Source organism: Streptomyces sp. MNU76, from assembly GCF_020982545.1.
Taxonomy (GTDB): domain Bacteria; phylum Actinomycetota; class Actinomycetes; order Streptomycetales; family Streptomycetaceae; genus Streptomyces.
In genome coordinates this window covers 776,290-792,737 of record NZ_JAJKLK010000019.1, presented here as the reverse complement: position 1 = coordinate 792,737, position 16,448 = coordinate 776,290, and the positions used below count along the sequence as shown (strand labels likewise).

Here is a 16,448-nt window from a genome sequence, read left to right as displayed (position 1 = left end):
CGAAAACCTCAGACCAAGCAGTCCGTGTGTCCGACCCGAAGGGTCAGACGCGACGGCGCTTGGGCGGACGGCAGCCGTACTGCGACATTGCGGGGGACGACCCCCGCACCCCCAGCCGGAAGCCGAGCCGCCCGGAGCCGGTGCGTCAGACGCGACGGCGCTTGGGCGGACGGCAGCCGTTGTGCGGGGTGGGCGTGACGTCCTGGATGGAGCCGACCTCGAGACCGGTCGCCTGCAGCGAACGGATAGCCGTCTCACGACCCGAGCCCGGGCCCTTGACGAACACGTCGACCTTGCGCATGCCGTGCTCCTGCGCGCGACGGGCGGCCGACTCGGCGGCCATCTGCGCGGCGAACGGCGTGGACTTCCGGGAGCCCTTGAAGCCGACGTGACCGGCGGAGGCCCAGGAGATCACGTTGCCCGAGGGGTCCGTGATGGAGACGATCGTGTTGTTGAACGTGCTCTTGATGTGCGCGTGGCCGTGAGCGACGTTCTTCTTTTCCTTGCGGCGCACCTTCTTGGCAGCGCCCTGACGACCCTTGGGGGGCATCTACTAACTCCTACGGGGAGGTGGTCGGTCCTACAGCGAAGACCGCTGATGAAGCGTTGTCCGCTGAGGACTACTTCTTGCCCGGCTTCTTCTTACCGGCGATGGCGCGACGCGGGCCCTTGCGGGTGCGAGCGTTGGTGCTGGTGCGCTGACCGCGGACGGGCAGACCACGACGGTGACGGAGACCCTGGTAGCAGCCGATCTCGACCTTGCGGCGGATGTCGGCCTGGATCTCGCGACGGAGGTCACCCTCGGTCTTGATGTTGTTGTCCACGTACTCGCGGATCGCGACGAGCTGCTCCTCGGAGAGGTCGCGAACGCGGGTGTTCGGGTTGACGCCGGTCGCTGCCAGCGTCTCCTGGGAGAGGGTCCGGCCGATGCCGAACACATAGGTGAGGGCGACCTCCACGCGCTTGTCGCGCGGGATGTCAACACCGGAAACGCGTGCCATTCAATGGCTCCTGGTGATTGTCGGAGGTCTTCCGCAGAACCGGCTCCCGGCCGCCGTACCAGGTACGAACCGGGTCCCCGGCCTCCGAGCCGGGGGTGTCAGACGCCGTGCGGCGCCTGGGTCCTGCGTATGAACAATTCAGCTCGCGTCGCGCGAATCCCTGCGATGAAGATGCAGAGGGAGTGGTCGTACGTGCGTCAGCCCTGGCGCTGCTTGTGGCGCGGGTTCTCGCAGATGACCATGACCCGACCGTGACGGCGGATCACCCTGCACTTGTCGCAGATCTTCTTGACGCTCGGCTTGACCTTCATGGGGTGAGGTTCTCCGGGTCAGTGCCACCACCCGCGTCCCGGAAGACCGGGGCACGGAGAGCGGGGGCAAGATCTACTTGTAGCGGTAGACGATCCGGCCACGCGTCAGGTCGTACGGAGACAGCTCCACCACGACCCGGTCGTCAGGGAGGATGCGGATGTAGTGCATACGCATCTTGCCGCTGATGTGTGCCAGGACCTGGTGGCCGTTCTGGAGCTCGACCTTGAACATGGCGTTCGGCAGAGACTCGACGACAGTGCCCTCGATCTCGATGGCACCTTGCTTCTTGGCCACGCTTCGCCCTTCGAATCGACTACCTTGATCGACTCCGCGTAACCGAATGAGGACACACGGAAACACGAGAGCCGACGAGTCAGTCTACGCCAGGGCCTCCAGAAACACGAATTCGGTATGCATGCCCAAGGCTGAAGATCCTTACGCCGCCCCGCAGGAGCGCCCCTGAAAGGGGCGCGGGGAACTGCGCGACCAGCCCCCCACCGGACCCGCACCCGGCAACGAACCCTCAGCCCACCGGATCCGGAGCCGCAGTGATCCCGTACTCCGCCAGCTTCGCCTTGCCCCCGTCGGGAGCCGTCAGCACAAGCGGCCCCTGCTCGGTCAGGGCGACCGAGTGCTCCCAGTGCGACGACCACGTCCCGTCCGTCGTCACCACGGTCCAGTCGTCCGCCAGGACTTCCGTCTTCGGCGTCCCCAGCGACACCATCGGCTCGATCGCGAGGCAGAAGCCGGGCACCAGCTTCGGCCCCTTCCCGCGCCGCCGCTCGACGTAGTTCAGCAGATGCGGGTCCATGTGCATCTCGGTCCCGATGCCGTGGCCGCCGTAGTCCTCGACGATCCCGTACTTCCCGCCGCCCGGCTTCGGCTGCCGGCGGATGTACGTCTCGATGGCCCGCGAGACGTCGACGAGCCGGTTCCCCTGCTTCATCGCGGCGATCCCGGCCCACATGGACTCCTCGGTCACCCGCGACAGCTCGATCAGCTCCGGAGCGTGCCCGGAGCCCACGAACGCGGTATAGGCCGCGTCACCGTGCCAGCCGTCGATGATCGCGCCGCAGTCGATGGAGATGATGTCGCCGTCCTTCAGGACGACCTCGTCGCTCGGGATGCCATGGACCACGACCTCGTTCACCGAGGTGCAGATCGTCGCCGGGAAGCCGCCGTACCCGAGGAAGTTCGACTTGGCCCCGTGCTCCGCGAGAACCTTGCGGGCGACCTCGTCGAGATCCTTCGTGGAGGCACCCGGCACGGCGGCCTCCCGGGTGGCCGCGTGGATGGCGGCGACGACCAGCCCCGCCTCACGCATCTTGGCGATCTGCTCGGGACTCTTGATCTGCACCATGGGGGCCTGCGCTCTCCGTCTTCCTTGTCGTCCACGAGGCACGGGATCTCGTTCTCGCGTTTTTGCCTACACAACAGTACGGCCGCGGCGCCCCTCACGGGCACCGCGGCCGACATACCGACCGACGACCTACTGGTCGTCGTCCTCGCGCTTGAGCGCCTCCATGGCGCGCTGGGTGACTTCCTCCACCGGACCGAGCGCCGAGATCGTCACCACGAGGCCCTGGGCCTTGTAGTAGTCGATGATCGGCTCGGTCTGGGTGTGGTAGACCTCCAGGCGCTTGCGGACGGTCTCCTCGGAGTCGTCGTCACGCTGGTACAGCTCGCCGCCGCAGACGTCGCAGACGCCCTCCTGCTTCGGCTTCTTGTACGTGACGTGGAAGACGTGGGCGGAGTCGTTGCGGCAGATGCGACGGCCGGCGATCCGCTTGACGACCTCGTCCTCGGGGACCTCCAGGTCCAGCACCGCGTCCAGGTTCATGGACTCGTCCTGGAGCGTCACGTCCAGCGCCTCGGCCTGCGAGACGTTGCGCGGGAAGCCGTCGAGCAGGAAGCCGTGCTCGGCGTCCGGCTGCTCCATGCGGTCCTTGGCCATCGCGATGGTGACCTCGTCCGGCACCAGCTCGCCCTTGTCCATGTAGGACTTCGCGAGTTTGCCGAGCTCCGTCTGCTTGCTGATGTTGGCCCGGAACAGGTCGCCCGTGGAGATGTGCGGGATCGACAGGTTCTGTGCCAGGAACGCGGCCTGCGTTCCCTTACCCGCACCCGGCGGCCCGACGAGGACGATTCGCATCAGCGGAGGAACCCTTCGTAATTGCGCTGCTGGAGCTGGCTCTCGATCTGCTTCACGGTCTCCAGACCCACACCCACGATGATCAGGATGCTGGTTCCACCGAACGGGAAGTTCTGGTTTGCCCCGAGGGGCGCCAACGCCATTGTCGGTACGAGAGCGATCAGACCCAGGTACAGCGAACCCGGCCAGGTGATCCGGTTGAGCACGTAGCTCAGGTACTCAGCGGTCGGTCGGCCAGCCCGGATTCCCGGGATGAAGCCACCATACTTCTTCATGTTGTCCGCGACTTCCTCGGGGTTGAACGAGATGGCCACGTAGAAGAAGGCGAAGAAGATGATGAGGAAGAAGTAGATCGTGATGTGCGCCGGCGCGTCCGTGGGGACCAGGTTCGCGTTGATCCAACTCGCCCAGCCCGCCGTGGAGTTGGAGAACTGCACGATGAGTGCCGGGATGTAGAGCAGCGACGAGGCGAAAATCACAGGGATGATGCCCGCCTGGTTGACCTTCAGCGGAATGTAGGTCGAGGTGCCACCGTAGGAACGGCGGCCGATCATGCGCTTGGCGTACTGGACCGGAATACGACGCTGGGCCTGCTCGACGAAGACCACGAGCGCGACCATGACCAGGCCGACGGCGACGACGATGCCGAACTCGATCCAGCCGCCCGCCAGGTCGCCCTGCTCCTTGATCGCCCAGAGGGCGGACGGGAAGGTGGCGGCGATCGAGATGAACATCAGGATCGACATGCCGTTGCCGATGCCGCGGTCGGTGATCAGCTCACCGAGCCACATGACGAGGGCCGTACCGGCGGTCATGGTGATGACCATGACCATGGTGGCGAAGATGGAATCGTCGGGGACGATCATGCCTGCCTGCGCACAGCCGCTGAACAGCGAGCCACTGCGGGCGGTGGCCACGAGACCGGTGCCCTGGAGGACCGCCAGGGCCACCGTCAGGTAACGCGTGTACTGCGTGATCTTCGCCGTACCGGACTGCCCCTCCTTCTTCAGGGCTTCCAGACGCGGGATCACCACGGTCAGCAGCTGCAGAATGATGCTCGCCGTGATGTACGGCATGATGCCGAGCGCGAAGACCGTGATCTGCAGCAGCGCGCCACCACTGAACATGTTGACCAGACCGAAGAGACCTGAGTTCGTCTCGGCCTGGTCGATGCAGAACTGGACGGCGGTGTAGTCGACACCCGGGATCGGGACGTGTGTGCCGACCCGGTAGATCACGATGATGCCGAGCGTGAAGAGCAGCTTCTTGCGCAGGTCGGGCGTCTTGAACGCCCGGGCGAACGCGGTGAGCACGGTGCCTCCTGCGACCCCCGCGCTACTGCGTCAAGGGTGACGGTTTTGAGATTCTGATGAGGACGACTTACGTAACGTTTAACTGCCGCGGCGAGTGCCCGGATGAGAGCACCCTGTGAAAACGGGCAGCGCAGGTCACCTTACCGGCGAGACTGCTTCCCTTGGAACGACCAACCGGGGATACCCCATTTGTGGGGTATCCCCGGTCGGGATCGCTCAAGTCATCGAGACACCTGGTGTGTTCAGACGAGCTCGGTGACGGTACCGCCGGCGGCGGTGATCTTCTCCTTGGCGGAGCCGGAGACGGCGTCGACCGTCACCTGCAGCGCCACGGAGATCTCGCCCTGGCCGAGGACCTTGACGAGGCTGTTCTTGCGGACGGCACCCTTGGCGACCAGGTCGGCAACGGTGACCTCCCCACCCTCGGGGTAGAGGGCGGCGAGCTTGTCCAGGTTCACGACCTGGAACTCCGTCTTGAAGGGGTTCTTGAAGCCCTTCAGCTTCGGGAGACGCATGTGGAGGGGCATCTGGCCACCCTCGAAGCGCTCCGGAACCTGGTAGCGGGCCTTCGTACCCTTGGTACCACGACCGGCCGTCTTACCCTTCGACGCCTCACCACGACCGACACGGGTCTTCGCGGTCTTGGCACCGGGGGCGGGACGGAGGTTGTGGATCTTGAGCGGGTTGTTCTCCGCCATGATCAGTCGACCTCCTCGACCGTCACGAGGTGGCGGACGGTGTGCACCATGCCGCGGAACTCGGGGCGGTCCTCCTTGACGACCTGCGTGTTGATGCCCTTGAGACCAAGGGAACGCAGGGTGTCACGGTGGTTCTGCTTGCTGCCGATGTAGGACTTGACCTGCGTAATCTTGAGCTGCGCCATGATTACGCACCCGCCCCGGCACGCGCACGGAGAAGAGCCGCGGGAGCGACGTCCTCGAGGGGCAGACCACGGCGGGCCGCGATCTCCTCGGGACGCTGCAGACCCTTCAGGGCCTCCACGGTCGCGTGCACGATGTTGATCGCGTTGTCGGAGCCGAGCGACTTCGACAGCACGTCGTGGATACCGGCGCACTCGAGCACGGCACGCACCGGACCACCGGCGATAACACCGGTACCGGGGGACGCGGGCTTGAGCAGGACGACGCCGGCAGCCTTCTCACCCTGGATGGGGTGCGGGATGGTGCCCTGGATACGGGGGACCTTGAAGAAGTGCTTCTTGGCCTCCTCAACGCCCTTGGCGATGGCGGCCGGCACCTCCTTGGCCTTGCCGTAACCGACACCCACGGTGCCGTCACCGTCGCCCACCACGACCAGCGCGGTGAAGCTGAAGCGACGACCACCCTTCACAACCTTGGCGACGCGGTTGATCGCGACAACGCGCTCAACGTACGCGGTCTTCTCGGCGGCAGCTGCGCCGCCGTCACGGCCCTTCCGGTCCCGCCGCTCGCCGCCACCGGCACCGCCACCGCGGCGCTGGGGTCCAGCCATTGGATTTACCTCTCTCTTTCCGCTAGCTACGCAGCGAGCTCAGAACTTGAGCCCGGCCTCGCGGGCGGCGTCGGCCAGGGCCGCGATGCGACCCGCGTACCGGTTACCACCTCGGTCGAACACAACGGCCTCGACACCGGCGGCCTTGGCACGCTCGGCGACCAGGGCGCCGACCTTGCCGGCCTGCGCCGACTTGTCCTCCGACGCACCACGGATCGACGAGTCCAGGGTGGACGCCGACGCAAGGGTGTGACCCTTGAGGTCGTCGATCACCTGGGCCACGATGTGGCGGTTCGAGCGGGTCACGACCAGGCGGGGACGCTCAGCCGTACCGTTGACCTTCTTACGGATCCGGATGTGGCGCCGCTTGATGGCAGCACGCTTGTAAGCGTCGCCCTTAGCGATCTTCGTACCGTATGCCATGGCTTACTTACCCGCCTTTCCGACCTTGCGGCGGATGACTTCGCCCTCGTACTTGACGCCCTTGGCCTTGTACGGGTCGGGCTTGCGCAGCTTGCGGATGTTGGCCGCAACCTCGCCGACCTTCTGCTTGTCGATGCCCTCGACCTGGAAGCGGGTCGGGGTCTCCACCTTGAAGGTGATGCCCTCGGGCGCCTCGACGGTGATCGGGTGGCTGTAGCCGAGCGCGAACTCGAGGTTCGAACCCTTGGCCTGCACGCGGTAACCGACACCGCTGATCTCGAGCTTCTTCACGTAACCCTGGGTCACGCCGGTGATCATGTTCGCCACCAGCGTGCGGGACAGGCCGTGCAGGGCCTTGCTCTGACGCTCGTCGTTGGGGCGGGTGACGTTCAGAACGCCGTCCTCACCCTTGGCGATCTCGATCGGCGCGGCGACGGTGTGGGTCAGCGAGCCCTTGGGGCCCTTGACCGAGACCGTCTGGCCGTCGATGGTGACGTCCACGCCGGCGGGAACCGTGATGGGGAGCTTGCCAATACGCGACATAGCTGTTTCCTCCGATTCCTTTCCGCTACCAGACGTAGGCGAGGACTTCTCCGCCTACGCCCTTCTTGCCGGCCTGCTTGTCGGTGAGGAGCCCGTGGGACGTGGAGATGATCGCCACGCCGAGGCCGCCCAGCACCTTGGGCAGGTTGGTGGACTTCGCGTAAACCCGGAGACCGGGCTTGGAGATCCGCTTGATGCCCGCGATGGAGCGCTCACGGTTGGGGCCGAACTTCAGCTCCAGGACGAGGTTCTTGCCGACCTCGGCGTCCTCGACCTTCCAGCCCGTGATGAAGCCCTCCTGCTGGAGGATCTCCGCGATGTGAGACTTGATCTTCGATGCCGGCATCGTCACGGAGTCGTGGTATGCCGAGTTCGCGTTCCGCAGACGCGTAAGCATGTCTGCGATCGGATCAGTCATGGTCATGAAGTGGCCTTCGGCCTCTCTCGCCGGGGTTTCCTGGTGCGCCATCCCTCTCCCCGATCCGAGACGGGGCGGGTGCGGCGCGGTGGACCTACGGCGTAGTAAGTCGTACGGGCGACCGTCAGGCGCCCAACCCTCCAAGCCTAAGCCATGGAAGGGAGGGCGCCTGACACGCCCAGTGCTTACCGAGAGCTTCGGGAATCCCTAGAAAGAGGGGATTACCAGGAGCTCTTGGTCACGCCCGGCAGCTCGCCACGGTGAGCCATCTCACGGAGGCACACGCGGCACAGGCCGAACTTGCGGTACACGGAGTGCGGACGGCCACACCGCTGGCAGCGGGTGTACGCGCGCACGGCGAACTTGGGCTTACGAGCAGCCTTGGCAATCAGAGCCTTCTTCGCCATCTCGCTCACGCCTCCTTGAAGGGGAAGCCGAGGTGACGAAGGAGCGCGCGGCCCTCAGCGTCGTTGGTCGCCGTGGTCACCACGGTGATGTCCATGCCCCGGGTACGGTCGATCTTGTCCTGGTCGATCTCGTGGAACATGACCTGCTCGGTGAGACCGAAGGTGTAGTTGCCACGGCCGTCGAACTGCTTGGGGGACAGACCACGGAAGTCGCGGATGCGCGGCAGCGCGAGCGACAGGGTGCGGTCCAGGAACTCCCACATGCGGTCGCCACGGAGCGTGACGTGGGCACCGATCGGCTGGCCCTCACGCAGCTTGAACTGCGCGATGGACTTGCGGGCCTTGGTGACGGCCGGCTTCTGACCGGTGATCGTGGTGAGGTCGCGGATGGCGCCCTCGATCAGCTTGGAGTCGCGGGCGGCGTCGCCCACACCCATGTTGACCACGATCTTGACGAGGCCGGGGATCTGCATGACGTTCTCGTACTTGAACTCGTCACGCAGCTTGCCCGCGATCTCCTCGCGGTACTTCGTCTTGAGACGCGGAGTGGTGGTGGTAGCCATCAGATGTCCTCACCCGTCCGCTTGGCAACGCGAACCTTGTTGCCCTCGTCGTCGAAGCGGTAACCGACGCGGGTCACGACCTTCTTGCCGTCCTTCTCCACGACCAGCTGGACGTTGGAGACGTGGATCGGGGCCTCGGTGGTGATGATCCCGCCGGCCTGCGAACCGCGAGCGGTCGGCCCGGCCTTGGTGTGCTTCTTGACCCGGTTGACACCCTCGACCAGGACGCGGTCCTCGCGGGGGAAGGCCGCGATGACCTTGCCCTGCTTGCCCTTGTCCTTACCGGTGATGACCTGGACCAGGTCGCCCTTCTTGATCTTCATGCTTACAGCACCTCCGGCGCGAGCGAGATGATCTTCATGAACTTCTTCTCGCGCAGCTCACGGCCGACCGGGCCGAAGATACGGGTGCCGCGAGGGTCGCCGTCGTTCTTCAGAATGACGGCGGCGTTCTCGTCGAAGCGGATGTACGAGCCGTCCGGACGGCGGCGCTCCTTGACGGTGCGAACGATGACCGCCTTGACGACGTCACCCTTCTTCACGTTGCCACCGGGGATCGCGTCCTTGACGGTGGCGACGATGACGTCACCGATGCCCGCGTAGCGGCGACCGGAGCCACCGAGCACACGGATGCAAAGGATCTCCTTCGCACCAGTGTTGTCGGCGACACGCAGTCGCGACTCCTGCTGGATCACGTCTATCTCCTGATTGTCTGCCGGTTCCCTCCGGGGGTTGAACCGGAGAGCCTGGCGGAACCGCCCTGCGAGGATTGCCCCGCAGGAATTACTTGGGCCGCCCGGCGGGCTGCGGAGAACACCCACGCTGCTCGCGCGCGTGCTTCACGCAGCCCGGCCGGCTTCCGGCGAGACGTCCGTACGTCGTTTCACGGACCTCCCGCCGGGCGGCGAGCCTGATGCGGGTCAGCCCCGCAGGGACTACTTGGCCTTCTCGAGGATCTCGACGACGCGCCAGTGCTTCGTGGCGGACAGCGGCCGGGTCTCCATCAGGAGGACGCGGTCGCCGACGCCGGCGGCGTTCTGCTCGTCGTGGGCCTTGAGCTTGCTCGTGCTGCGGATGACCTTGCCGTACAGGGCGTGCTTCTTGCGGTCCTCGACGGCGACGACGACGGTCTTGTCCATCTTGTCGCTGACGACGATGCCCTCACGGGTCTTGCGGAATCCGCGAGCCTCGGTGTTCGTCTCAGTCACGTTGCTCTCGCTCATCAGGCGCTCTCCACCGTCTCGATGCCCAGCTCGCGCTCACGCATCAGGGTGTAGATCCGCGCGATGTCCTTGCGGACGGCCTTGAGCCGACCGTGGTTCTCGAGCTGACCGGTCGCCGCCTGGAAGCGGAGGTTGAACAGCTCTTCCTTGGCTTCGCGGAGCTTGTTGAGAAGCTCCTCGTCACCCAGTTCGCGCAGCTCGGACGCCTTGGTACCGGCCGACATCACGCTTCACCTGCCTCGCGCTTGACGATCCGGCACTTCATCGGCAGCTTGTGGGCGGCGCGAGTCAGGGCCTCACGGGCGATCTTCTCGTTGGGGTAGGACAGCTCGAACATGACCCGGCCCGGGTGCACGTTCGCGATCCACCACTCCGGCGAACCCTTACCGGAACCCATGCGGGTCTCGGCGGGCTTCTTCGTGAGCGGGCGGTCCGGGTAGATGTTGATCCAGACCTTGCCACCACGCTTGATGTGGCGGGTCATCGCGATACGAGCCGCCTCGATCTGGCGGTTGGTCACGTACGCCGGCGTGAGGGCCTGGATGCCGTACTCGCCGAACGCGACCGTCGTACCACCCTTGGCCTGACCACGGCGCTTCGGGTGGTGCTGCTTGCGGTGCTTGACCCTACGGGGGATCAGCATGTCCCTCAGGCCTCCGTTCCGGTGCTCTCAGCCGGAGCCGACGCGGCAGCGGCGCCCGAAGACTCAGTCTTGGGGGCCTCGGCGCCGGCAGCCTGCTGCGGCTTACGACCGCGCCCGCCACGCTCGCCACCGCGGCCACCACGGGCCGGGCGGTCAGCGCCACCACGAGCCGGGCGGTTGCCGGCACGGGCAGCGGCGTTCTCGGCGCGGACCTCGGCGATGTTCTTGACGTCGCCCTTGTAGATCCAGACCTTCACACCGATGCGGCCGAAGGTCGTCTTGGCCTCGAAGAAGCCGTAGTCCACGTTCGCGCGGAGCGTGTGCAGGGGCACACGGCCCTCGCGGTAGAACTCCGAGCGGGACATCTCGGCGCCACCGAGGCGGCCACCGCACTGGATCTTGATGCCCTTGGCGCCGGCCTTCATCGCCGACTGCATGCTCTTACGCATGGCGCGGCGGAAGGAGACGCGGGAGGAGAGCTGCTCGGCGACGGCCTGGGCCACGAGCTGAGCGTCCGTCTCGGGGTTCTTGACCTCGAGGATGTTCAGCTGGACCTGCTTGCCCGTGAGCTTCTCGAGGTCACCGCGGATGCGGTCGGCCTCGGCGCCACGGCGGCCGATGACGATGCCCGGACGCGCGGTGTGGATGTCCACACGGACGCGGTCACGGGTGCGCTCGATCTCGACCTTGGAGATGCCGGCGCGCTCCATGCCGGACGTCATCATCCGACGGATGGCGACGTCTTCCTTGACGTAGTCCTTGTACAGCTTGTCGGCGTACCAACGCGACTTGAAGTCGGTCGTGACACCGAGCCGGAACCCATGCGGGTTTACCTTCTGGCCCATTACCGGGTTCCTTCCTTGCTGCTGACGACCACGGTGATGTGGCTGGTCCGCTTGCGGATCCGGTAGGCACGGCCCTGCGCACGCGGACGGAACCGCTTCAGGGTCGGGCCCTCGTCGACGTACGCCTCGCTGATGAACAGCGAGGAGGCGTCCGTGTGGTCGTAGTTGTGCGCGGCGTTGGCGATGGCGCTGTCCAGCACCTTGCCGACCGGCACGCTCGCGGCCTGCGGGGCGAAACGCAGGACCGCCTGAGCCTCCGTGGCGTCGAGGCCACGGATGAGGTCCACCACGCGGCGGGCCTTCATGGGCGTGACGCGGATGTACCGCGCCTGGGCCCTGGCTTCCATGGTTGTCCTTCCAGTGTCTGTCATGGTCGATTCCACCCCGCGTTAGCGGCGCTTCGACTTCCGGTCGTCCTTGACGTGACCCCGGAAGGTGCGCGTCGGCGAGAACTCGCCGAGCTTGTGGCCGACCATCGACTCGGTGACGAACACCGGAATGTGGGTCTTGCCGTTGTGCACCGCGATCGTGTGGCCGAGCATGGCCGGGATGATCATCGAGCGACGGGACCAGGTCTTGATGACGTTCTTGGTGCCGGCTTCGTTCTGGGCGTCCACCTTCTTGATCAGGTGGTCGTCGACGAAGGGCCCCTTCTTGAGACTGCGCGGCATCTGAACCCGCTCCTAGCGCTTCTTGTTCGTCTTGCGGCGGCGGACGATGTACTTGTTCGAAGCCTTCTTCGGCGAACGAGTACGACCCTCCTTCTGACCCCAGGGGCTGACCGGGTGGCGACCACCGGAGGTCTTGCCCTCACCACCACCGTGGGGGTGGTCAACCGGGTTCATCGCCACACCGCGAACGGTCGGGCGGACGCCCAGCCAGCGCTTGCGGCCGGCCTTGCCCCAGTTGATGTTGCTCTGCTCGGCGTTGCCGACCTCGCCGACGGTGGCGCGGCAGCGCACGTCGACCAGGCGGATCTCACCGGACGGCATGCGGAGGTGGGCGTAGGCGCCCTCCTTCGCGAGCAGCTGCACGGAGGCACCGGCGGAGCGGGCGAACTTGGCACCGCCACCGGGACGGAGCTCGATCGCGTGGATCGTGGTACCGACCGGGATGTTGCGGAGGGCCAGGTTGTTGCCCGGCTTGATGTCGGCCCCGGGACCGTTCTCCACGCGGTCACCCTGCTGCAGGTTGCGCGGGGCGAGGATGTAGCGCTTCTCGCCGTCGGCGTAGTGCAGCAGCGCGATACGCGCGGTGCGGTTGGGGTCGTACTCGATGTGCGCGACCTTCGCCGGCACGCCGTCCTTGTCGTGACGACGGAAGTCGATCACTCGGTAGGCGCGCTTGTGTCCGCCACCCTGGTGGCGAACGGTCACACGACCGGAATTGTTACGGCCGCCCTTGCTGTGCAGGGGGCGAACCAGCGACTTCTCCGGCGTGGACCGCGTGATCTCGACGAAGTCGGCGACGCTGGAGCCACGACGGCCCGGCGTAGTCGGCTTGTACTTGCGGATTCCCATTTCTCAGTCCTCGTCCGATATCGGACGATCCGACCCGCTTACGCGGTCGGACCGCCGAAGATGTCGATACGGTCGCCCTCGGCAAGGGTCACGATCGCGCGCTTGGAGCCGGCACGCTGGCCGAAACCGGTGCGGGTCCGCTTGCGCTTGCCCTGGCGGTTGAGCGTGTTCACGCCCGTGACCTTGACCGAGAAGACCGCCTGGACGGCCTGCTTGATCTGGGTCTTGTTGGCGTCGGGGGCGACGATGAACGTGTACTTGCCCTCGTCGAGGAGCGCGTAGCTCTTCTCCGACACGACCGGCTTCAGCAGCACGTCACGGGGGTCCGTGAACGCCTTGCTGGGCGCGGTGATGACGGTGTTCTTGCCCTCGGTGGCGTGGCGACGCGCCTTGGCGACGCGCGCGGCCTTGGCGGCCTTGGCCGCCTTGGAGGCGATGGAGGGGTGACGGATGGCCATCAGACCTCAGTCCCTTCGGTGTCGTTGGCCTTCGGGCCGGCGACGAAGGACTCGAGAGCGGCCTGGGTGAAGACCACGTCGTCCGAGACGATCACGTCGTACGTGTTCAGCTGGCCCGGCTCCAGGATGTGGACCTGGGGCAGGTTGCGGGCGGAGAGCCACGCGGCCTCGTCGGCACGCTCGACGACCAGGAGCAGGTTCTTGCGCTCCGAGATCTTGCCGAACAGCGACTTGGCGGCCTTCGTGGACGGGTTCTCGCCCTCGATCACGCCGGAGACGACGTGGATGCGGTTGTGGCGGGCCCGGTCGGTGAGGGCGTGGCGCAGGGCCGCGGCCTTCATCTTCTTCGGGGTCCGCTGCGAGTAGTCACGCGGCTGCGGGCCGTGGACGACGCCACCACCGGCGAACTGCGGCGCGCGGGTCGAGCCCTGACGGGCGCGGCCGGTGCCCTTCTGCCGGTAAGGCTTCTTACCGCCACCACGGACTTCGCCGCGGGTCTTGGTCTTGTGCGTGCCCTGACGGGCAGCCGCGTTCTGCGCGACGACGACCTGGTGGATCAGCGGGATGCTGACCTTCTCCACGCCGAAGATCTCCGCGGGGAGTTCGACGCTTCCGGTCTTCTCGCCGGCAGGCGAAAGGATGTCAACAGTGCTCATCGGTACCTCAGGCCCCCTTGGCCGCGGTGCGGACCAGGACGAGGCCGCCGTTCGGACCGGGAACCGCGCCCTTGATGAGCAGCAGACCCTTCTCCGCGTCAACGGCGTGGACGGTCAGGTTCTGGGTGGTGACCCGCTCGTTGCCCATGCGACCCGCCATGCGGAGGCCCTTGAACACACGGCCGGGGGTGGCGCAGCCACCGATGGAGCCGGGGGAGCGGTGCTTGCGCTGGGTGCCGTGTCCGGCGCCGAGGCCCTTGAAGTTGTGACGCTTCATGACACCGGCGAAGCCCTTGCCCTTGCTCTTGCCGGTCACGTCCACCTTGACGCCGGCCTCGAAGACCTCGGCGGAGATCTCCTGGCCCAGCGTGTACTCGGAGGCGTCCGCGGTGCGGATCTCGACGAGGTGGCGGCGGGGGGTGACGTCGGCCTTGGCGAAGTGACCCTTGAGGGGCTTGTTCACCTTGCGCGGGTCGATCTCGCCGAAGGCGATCTGGACCGACTCGTAGCCGTCGACATCGTTCGTACGGACCTGGGTCACGACGTTGGGGCCGGCCTTGACGACGGTGACCGGAACAACACGGTTGTTCTCGTCCCACACCTGCGTCATGCCGAGCTTCTCGCCCAGGATGCCCTTGATCTGCTTAGCCATTCTCAGATCACCGACCCTCAGAGCTTGATCTCGATGTCGACACCGGCCGGGAGGTCGAGTCGCATCAGAGAGTCAACGGTCTTGGGCGTCGGGTCGAGGATGTCGATCAGGCGCTTGTGCGTGCGCATCTCGAAGTGCTCGCGCGAGTCCTTGTACTTGTGCGGCGACTTGATGACGCAGTACACGTTCTTCTCAGTGGGCAGCGGCACCGGGCCCGCGACCGACGCACCAGTGCGGGTCACCGTCTCGACGATCTTCTTCGCCGAGGAGTCGATGACCTCGTGGTCGTAGGCCTTGAGCCGGATGCGGATCTTCTGTCCCGCCATGGCTACTCAGTAGTCCTTTGTCTCGTTTAACGCTCTGGAACCCGGTGTTCCGTCACCCGCTCCTCCGACCCACGCGGTCGGGCGTGTCGCGCTCCCGCTGACACAGATGCCCCTTGTTCGAGCATCCCCAGTCTTGGGAAACGCGGCCCTTCCGGTACCGCGGGCCGGGGGCGGAGGCCCACCGGGTGCCTGGTCGGCGCCGCACCTTGCTTCCCGAAAGATTCCCGTACGTCCGCTCCAGCGCTGCCGTAAGGCAGTTGGGGCGACGAGTACTGTGGGACTCGCTTCCGGTCCTCCCGGCGGGAGGCGCGCAGCATCAACACTCGACCGAGCAACCCCGCTAGTCTGCCATACGGCGCAGCGCCTCCGCCAATCGAGCCGGAGAGATTACCCCGAGAGTGACACAGGTCAAACCCGGGTGCCGCGGCCGTCGCCCTGAGGGCGGTCGGGGGCCTCGCCCGGGTCGGTGTCGTCCCCCGTGTCGGGGAACACCAGCTTGGCCCCTCCCCTGATCACCCCCAGGCACCCCAGTCCCAGAGCCAGTCGCAGGAACCGCATGCCCCCGTCCCAGTCGCGGGGAGCGCCGAACACCAGCCAGAAGGCGAGGGAGACGGCGGCCAGGATCGTCGCCAAGCCTGTCATGCGCATTGCTAAATGACTCATGGGCGCCATGATCGCCCATGTCGTACCTCCGGCTCAGCCGGTTTCCGAGGTGCGCTCCCGGGGCGTCAGCCAGAACACCATGCCCAGGGCCAGGGCCAGGACGGCAGGGACCAGCAGGACCGCCGCCGGGCGCACCTCCTCGTGGAGGAGCCAGGCGCCCAAAAGGCCGCCGGTGAACATGGCGCCGACCGAGGCGAGGCGGCGGCCCTCGTTCGTGGCCCCCGAGCCGATGCGGGTGTCGGAGAGCAGGGGCAGTCCGCCGAGGAGCGCGGTCAGGGCGCGCGTGGACACGGTGGTGGGCAGGTCCGCGACCCGCACCCGCAGGGTGGTGACGTTGCGCACGCCCATGGCCCCGGCGACCAGCGCGACCACGGCGAAGTGCGGACCGTTCGCCGAGGCGCCCGGCGCGTCGAGGCCCGTGCGCCAGGCGACCACTCCGCCGAGCCCCAGCAGCAGCGCCTCGCCGATCAGCGCGGGCGGGAACCAGCGCCGGCCTCGGGCGTCCACGATCGACTCGAACCTGGCCCCGAGCACCGCGCCGACCGTGAAGCCGGCGAACGAGACGCCCGCCGCCGCCGGGGAGAGCCCGGCCGCACCGGTGAGCGCGAAGGAGAGGAAGAGGAGGTTGCCGGTCTGCACGGCGGTGAACACGGGGCCGAGGACCAGGAAGCTGACGGCCTCGATCACACCGGTCGTCACCGTCAGCACCACCATGATCGAGGTCAGCCCGACACCCGCTCTGGGCTTCATACCCGCGACCCTAGGCCGCGCGTAATCCGCTCGCCCGCCCGCGAGCCGCACTCCTACGCTGATCAGGTAAGTCGGCTCACGGGGGCTGTC

General features: G+C 66.6%; 30 protein-coding genes. All 30 read right to left on the bottom strand.

From position 1 onward, the window contains the following. Nucleotides 1-145: 145 nt before the first annotated feature. The 30 genes from rpsK to E4N62_RS29980 all read right to left on the bottom strand — a co-directional run bounded on the left by rpsK (nucleotide 146) and on the right by E4N62_RS29980 (nucleotide 16,358). Entirely contained in the window at nucleotides 146-550 is a 405-nt protein-coding gene (gene rpsK / locus E4N62_RS30125; RefSeq protein WP_003956432.1) for a 30S ribosomal protein S11, read from the bottom strand. Between the two features lie 70 nt (nucleotides 551-620). Beyond that, a complete protein-coding gene (gene rpsM / locus E4N62_RS30120) occupies nucleotides 621-1,001 on the bottom strand; it encodes a 30S ribosomal protein S13 (protein ID WP_128433137.1) in 381 nt (126 codons plus the stop codon). A gap of 197 nt (nucleotides 1,002-1,198) precedes the next feature. Next, nucleotides 1,199-1,312 carry a 50S ribosomal protein L36 gene (rpmJ, locus tag E4N62_RS30115; protein ID WP_003998809.1) on the bottom strand — a complete coding sequence of 38 codons (114 nt, stop codon included), beginning with the start codon at nucleotides 1,310-1,312 and terminating at the stop codon, nucleotides 1,199-1,201. Nucleotides 1,313-1,385: 73 nt separating this feature from the next. Next, nucleotides 1,386-1,607 carry a translation initiation factor IF-1 gene (gene infA / locus E4N62_RS30110; RefSeq protein WP_003948620.1) on the bottom strand — a complete coding sequence of 74 codons (222 nt, stop codon included), beginning with the start codon at nucleotides 1,605-1,607 and terminating at the stop codon, nucleotides 1,386-1,388. Nucleotides 1,608-1,836: 229 nt separating this feature from the next. Further along, nucleotides 1,837-2,673 (bottom strand): type I methionyl aminopeptidase, encoded by an 837-nt coding sequence (gene map / locus E4N62_RS30105; RefSeq protein WP_230219589.1) that lies wholly within the window; start codon nucleotides 2,671-2,673, stop codon nucleotides 1,837-1,839. Nucleotides 2,674-2,802: 129 nt separating this feature from the next. Next, nucleotides 2,803-3,465 carry an adenylate kinase gene (locus tag E4N62_RS30100; RefSeq protein WP_230219587.1) on the bottom strand — a complete coding sequence of 221 codons (663 nt, stop codon included), beginning with the start codon at nucleotides 3,463-3,465 and terminating at the stop codon, nucleotides 2,803-2,805. Next, the gene (secY, locus tag E4N62_RS30095) at nucleotides 3,465-4,778 is read right to left on the bottom strand and encodes a preprotein translocase subunit SecY (RefSeq protein WP_230219585.1); all 1,314 of its coding nucleotides are present in this window, start codon (nucleotides 4,776-4,778) and stop codon (nucleotides 3,465-3,467) included. The genes E4N62_RS30100 and secY overlap by 1 nt, the downstream gene beginning before the upstream one ends. A gap of 242 nt (nucleotides 4,779-5,020) precedes the next feature. Next, a complete protein-coding gene (gene rplO / locus E4N62_RS30090; protein WP_059079051.1) occupies nucleotides 5,021-5,476 on the bottom strand; it encodes a 50S ribosomal protein L15 in 456 nt (151 codons plus the stop codon). 2 nt (nucleotides 5,477-5,478) lie between these two features. Continuing rightward, entirely contained in the window at nucleotides 5,479-5,661 is a 183-nt protein-coding gene (gene rpmD / locus E4N62_RS30085) for a 50S ribosomal protein L30 (RefSeq protein WP_003974250.1), read from the bottom strand. A 2-nt stretch (nucleotides 5,662-5,663) separates the two neighbouring features. After that, on the bottom strand, nucleotides 5,664-6,269 hold the full coding sequence (gene rpsE, locus E4N62_RS30080; RefSeq protein WP_009190144.1) for a 30S ribosomal protein S5: 606 nt from the start codon (nucleotides 6,267-6,269) through the stop codon (nucleotides 5,664-5,666). 39 nt (nucleotides 6,270-6,308) lie between these two features. Next, the gene (rplR, locus tag E4N62_RS30075) at nucleotides 6,309-6,692 is read right to left on the bottom strand and encodes a 50S ribosomal protein L18 (RefSeq protein ID WP_005481210.1); all 384 of its coding nucleotides are present in this window, start codon (nucleotides 6,690-6,692) and stop codon (nucleotides 6,309-6,311) included. A gap of 3 nt (nucleotides 6,693-6,695) precedes the next feature. Then, entirely contained in the window at nucleotides 6,696-7,235 is a 540-nt protein-coding gene (gene rplF / locus E4N62_RS30070) for a 50S ribosomal protein L6 (protein WP_184904635.1), read from the bottom strand. 25 nt (nucleotides 7,236-7,260) lie between these two features. Further along, nucleotides 7,261-7,659: a 30S ribosomal protein S8 gene (gene rpsH / locus E4N62_RS30065; RefSeq protein WP_007384075.1), complete on the bottom strand. Its 399-nt coding sequence runs from the start codon at nucleotides 7,657-7,659 to the stop codon at nucleotides 7,261-7,263. 215 nt (nucleotides 7,660-7,874) lie between these two features. Continuing rightward, a complete protein-coding gene (locus tag E4N62_RS30060) occupies nucleotides 7,875-8,060 on the bottom strand; it encodes a type Z 30S ribosomal protein S14 (RefSeq protein WP_004571834.1) in 186 nt (61 codons plus the stop codon). A 5-nt stretch (nucleotides 8,061-8,065) separates the two neighbouring features. Continuing rightward, nucleotides 8,066-8,623 (bottom strand): 50S ribosomal protein L5, encoded by a 558-nt coding sequence (gene rplE / locus E4N62_RS30055; protein WP_020135807.1) that lies wholly within the window; start codon nucleotides 8,621-8,623, stop codon nucleotides 8,066-8,068. Continuing rightward, nucleotides 8,623-8,946 carry a 50S ribosomal protein L24 gene (rplX, locus tag E4N62_RS30050; RefSeq protein WP_184904637.1) on the bottom strand — a complete coding sequence of 108 codons (324 nt, stop codon included), beginning with the start codon at nucleotides 8,944-8,946 and terminating at the stop codon, nucleotides 8,623-8,625. The genes rplE and rplX overlap by 1 nt, the downstream gene beginning before the upstream one ends. Before the next feature lie 2 nt (nucleotides 8,947-8,948). Then, nucleotides 8,949-9,317, bottom strand: a complete 369-nt coding sequence (rplN, locus tag E4N62_RS30045) for a 50S ribosomal protein L14 (protein WP_003998823.1) — start codon at nucleotides 9,315-9,317, stop codon at nucleotides 8,949-8,951. 240 nt (nucleotides 9,318-9,557) lie between these two features. Beyond that, a complete protein-coding gene (rpsQ, locus tag E4N62_RS30040; RefSeq protein WP_013001413.1) occupies nucleotides 9,558-9,845 on the bottom strand; it encodes a 30S ribosomal protein S17 in 288 nt (95 codons plus the stop codon). Beyond that, a complete protein-coding gene (rpmC, locus tag E4N62_RS30035) occupies nucleotides 9,845-10,069 on the bottom strand; it encodes a 50S ribosomal protein L29 (protein ID WP_005481220.1) in 225 nt (74 codons plus the stop codon). The genes rpsQ and rpmC overlap by 1 nt, the downstream gene beginning before the upstream one ends. After that, nucleotides 10,069-10,488: a 50S ribosomal protein L16 gene (gene rplP / locus E4N62_RS30030; RefSeq protein ID WP_004927269.1), complete on the bottom strand. Its 420-nt coding sequence runs from the start codon at nucleotides 10,486-10,488 to the stop codon at nucleotides 10,069-10,071. The genes rpmC and rplP overlap by 1 nt, the downstream gene beginning before the upstream one ends. 5 nt (nucleotides 10,489-10,493) lie before the next feature. Continuing rightward, nucleotides 10,494-11,333 carry a 30S ribosomal protein S3 gene (rpsC, locus tag E4N62_RS30025; protein ID WP_230219583.1) on the bottom strand — a complete coding sequence of 280 codons (840 nt, stop codon included), beginning with the start codon at nucleotides 11,331-11,333 and terminating at the stop codon, nucleotides 10,494-10,496. After that, nucleotides 11,333-11,680, bottom strand: coding sequence for a 50S ribosomal protein L22 (rplV, locus tag E4N62_RS30020; RefSeq protein WP_184904641.1), 348 nt, complete (start codon nucleotides 11,678-11,680; stop codon nucleotides 11,333-11,335). The genes rpsC and rplV overlap by 1 nt, the downstream gene beginning before the upstream one ends. Before the next feature lie 42 nt (nucleotides 11,681-11,722). Beyond that, nucleotides 11,723-12,004, bottom strand: coding sequence for a 30S ribosomal protein S19 (gene rpsS / locus E4N62_RS30015; RefSeq protein WP_033528345.1), 282 nt, complete (start codon nucleotides 12,002-12,004; stop codon nucleotides 11,723-11,725). A gap of 12 nt (nucleotides 12,005-12,016) precedes the next feature. Then, nucleotides 12,017-12,853: a 50S ribosomal protein L2 gene (gene rplB / locus E4N62_RS30010; protein WP_230219581.1), complete on the bottom strand. Its 837-nt coding sequence runs from the start codon at nucleotides 12,851-12,853 to the stop codon at nucleotides 12,017-12,019. A gap of 38 nt (nucleotides 12,854-12,891) precedes the next feature. Continuing rightward, on the bottom strand, nucleotides 12,892-13,311 hold the full coding sequence (rplW, locus tag E4N62_RS30005; protein WP_230219579.1) for a 50S ribosomal protein L23: 420 nt from the start codon (nucleotides 13,309-13,311) through the stop codon (nucleotides 12,892-12,894). Beyond that, the gene (gene rplD, locus E4N62_RS30000) at nucleotides 13,311-13,967 is read right to left on the bottom strand and encodes a 50S ribosomal protein L4 (RefSeq protein ID WP_230219577.1); all 657 of its coding nucleotides are present in this window, start codon (nucleotides 13,965-13,967) and stop codon (nucleotides 13,311-13,313) included. Before rplD ends, rplW begins: the two co-directional genes overlap by 1 nt. A gap of 7 nt (nucleotides 13,968-13,974) precedes the next feature. Further along, nucleotides 13,975-14,619: a 50S ribosomal protein L3 gene (gene rplC, locus E4N62_RS29995; protein WP_005481233.1), complete on the bottom strand. Its 645-nt coding sequence runs from the start codon at nucleotides 14,617-14,619 to the stop codon at nucleotides 13,975-13,977. Between the two features lie 17 nt (nucleotides 14,620-14,636). Further along, entirely contained in the window at nucleotides 14,637-14,945 is a 309-nt protein-coding gene (rpsJ, locus tag E4N62_RS29990) for a 30S ribosomal protein S10 (RefSeq protein ID WP_003948644.1), read from the bottom strand. A gap of 408 nt (nucleotides 14,946-15,353) precedes the next feature. Continuing rightward, a complete protein-coding gene (locus E4N62_RS29985) occupies nucleotides 15,354-15,608 on the bottom strand; it encodes a hypothetical protein (protein ID WP_230219575.1) in 255 nt (84 codons plus the stop codon). 33 nt (nucleotides 15,609-15,641) lie between these two features. Further along, nucleotides 15,642-16,358 carry a YoaK family protein gene (locus tag E4N62_RS29980; RefSeq protein WP_230219573.1) on the bottom strand — a complete coding sequence of 239 codons (717 nt, stop codon included), beginning with the start codon at nucleotides 16,356-16,358 and terminating at the stop codon, nucleotides 15,642-15,644. Nucleotides 16,359-16,448 lie beyond the last annotated feature (90 nt).

What these genes read in the sequence shown, in the direction of transcription:
- rpsK (WP_003956432.1), bottom strand. Translation starts at nt 550, where the DNA reads ATGCCCCCCAAGGGTCGTCAGGGCGCTGCCAAGAAGGTGCGCCGCAAG.
- rpsM (WP_128433137.1), bottom strand. Translation starts at nt 1,001, where the DNA reads ATGGCACGCGTTTCCGGTGTTGACATCCCGCGCGACAAGCGCGTGGAG.
- rpmJ (WP_003998809.1), bottom strand. Translation starts at nt 1,312, where the DNA reads ATGAAGGTCAAGCCGAGCGTCAAGAAGATCTGCGACAAGTGCAGGGTG.
- map (WP_230219589.1), bottom strand. Translation starts at nt 2,673, where the DNA reads ATGGTGCAGATCAAGAGTCCCGAGCAGATCGCCAAGATGCGTGAGGCG.
- E4N62_RS30100 (WP_230219587.1), bottom strand. Translation starts at nt 3,465, where the DNA reads ATGCGAATCGTCCTCGTCGGGCCGCCGGGTGCGGGTAAGGGAACGCAG.
- rplO (WP_059079051.1), bottom strand. Translation starts at nt 5,476, where the DNA reads ATGGCGGAGAACAACCCGCTCAAGATCCACAACCTCCGTCCCGCCCCC.
- rpmD (WP_003974250.1), bottom strand. Translation starts at nt 5,661, where the DNA reads ATGGCGCAGCTCAAGATTACGCAGGTCAAGTCCTACATCGGCAGCAAG.
- rpsE (WP_009190144.1), bottom strand. Translation starts at nt 6,269, where the DNA reads ATGGCTGGACCCCAGCGCCGCGGTGGCGGTGCCGGTGGCGGCGAGCGG.
- rplR (WP_005481210.1), bottom strand. Translation starts at nt 6,692, where the DNA reads ATGGCATACGGTACGAAGATCGCTAAGGGCGACGCTTACAAGCGTGCT.
- rplF (WP_184904635.1), bottom strand. Translation starts at nt 7,235, where the DNA reads ATGTCGCGTATTGGCAAGCTCCCCATCACGGTTCCCGCCGGCGTGGAC.
- rpsH (WP_007384075.1), bottom strand. Translation starts at nt 7,659, where the DNA reads ATGACCATGACTGATCCGATCGCAGACATGCTTACGCGTCTGCGGAAC.
- E4N62_RS30060 (WP_004571834.1), bottom strand. Translation starts at nt 8,060, where the DNA reads ATGGCGAAGAAGGCTCTGATTGCCAAGGCTGCTCGTAAGCCCAAGTTC.
- rplE (WP_020135807.1), bottom strand. Translation starts at nt 8,623, where the DNA reads ATGGCTACCACCACCACTCCGCGTCTCAAGACGAAGTACCGCGAGGAG.
- rplX (WP_184904637.1), bottom strand. Translation starts at nt 8,946, where the DNA reads ATGAAGATCAAGAAGGGCGACCTGGTCCAGGTCATCACCGGTAAGGAC.
- rpsQ (WP_013001413.1), bottom strand. Translation starts at nt 9,845, where the DNA reads ATGAGCGAGAGCAACGTGACTGAGACGAACACCGAGGCTCGCGGATTC.
- rpmC (WP_005481220.1), bottom strand. Translation starts at nt 10,069, where the DNA reads ATGTCGGCCGGTACCAAGGCGTCCGAGCTGCGCGAACTGGGTGACGAG.
- rplP (WP_004927269.1), bottom strand. Translation starts at nt 10,488, where the DNA reads ATGCTGATCCCCCGTAGGGTCAAGCACCGCAAGCAGCACCACCCGAAG.
- rpsC (WP_230219583.1), bottom strand. Translation starts at nt 11,333, where the DNA reads ATGGGCCAGAAGGTAAACCCGCATGGGTTCCGGCTCGGTGTCACGACC.
- rplV (WP_184904641.1), bottom strand. Translation starts at nt 11,680, where the DNA reads ATGGAAGCCAGGGCCCAGGCGCGGTACATCCGCGTCACGCCCATGAAG.
- rpsS (WP_033528345.1), bottom strand. Translation starts at nt 12,004, where the DNA reads ATGCCGCGCAGTCTCAAGAAGGGGCCCTTCGTCGACGACCACCTGATC.
- rplB (WP_230219581.1), bottom strand. Translation starts at nt 12,853, where the DNA reads ATGGGAATCCGCAAGTACAAGCCGACTACGCCGGGCCGTCGTGGCTCC.
- rplW (WP_230219579.1), bottom strand. Translation starts at nt 13,311, where the DNA reads ATGGCCATCCGTCACCCCTCCATCGCCTCCAAGGCGGCCAAGGCCGCC.
- rplD (WP_230219577.1), bottom strand. Translation starts at nt 13,967, where the DNA reads ATGAGCACTGTTGACATCCTTTCGCCTGCCGGCGAGAAGACCGGAAGC.
- rplC (WP_005481233.1), bottom strand. Translation starts at nt 14,619, where the DNA reads ATGGCTAAGCAGATCAAGGGCATCCTGGGCGAGAAGCTCGGCATGACG.
- rpsJ (WP_003948644.1), bottom strand. Translation starts at nt 14,945, where the DNA reads ATGGCGGGACAGAAGATCCGCATCCGGCTCAAGGCCTACGACCACGAG.
- E4N62_RS29985 (WP_230219575.1), bottom strand. Translation starts at nt 15,608, where the DNA reads ATGAGTCATTTAGCAATGCGCATGACAGGCTTGGCGACGATCCTGGCC.
- E4N62_RS29980 (WP_230219573.1), bottom strand. Translation starts at nt 16,358, where the DNA reads ATGAAGCCCAGAGCGGGTGTCGGGCTGACCTCGATCATGGTGGTGCTG.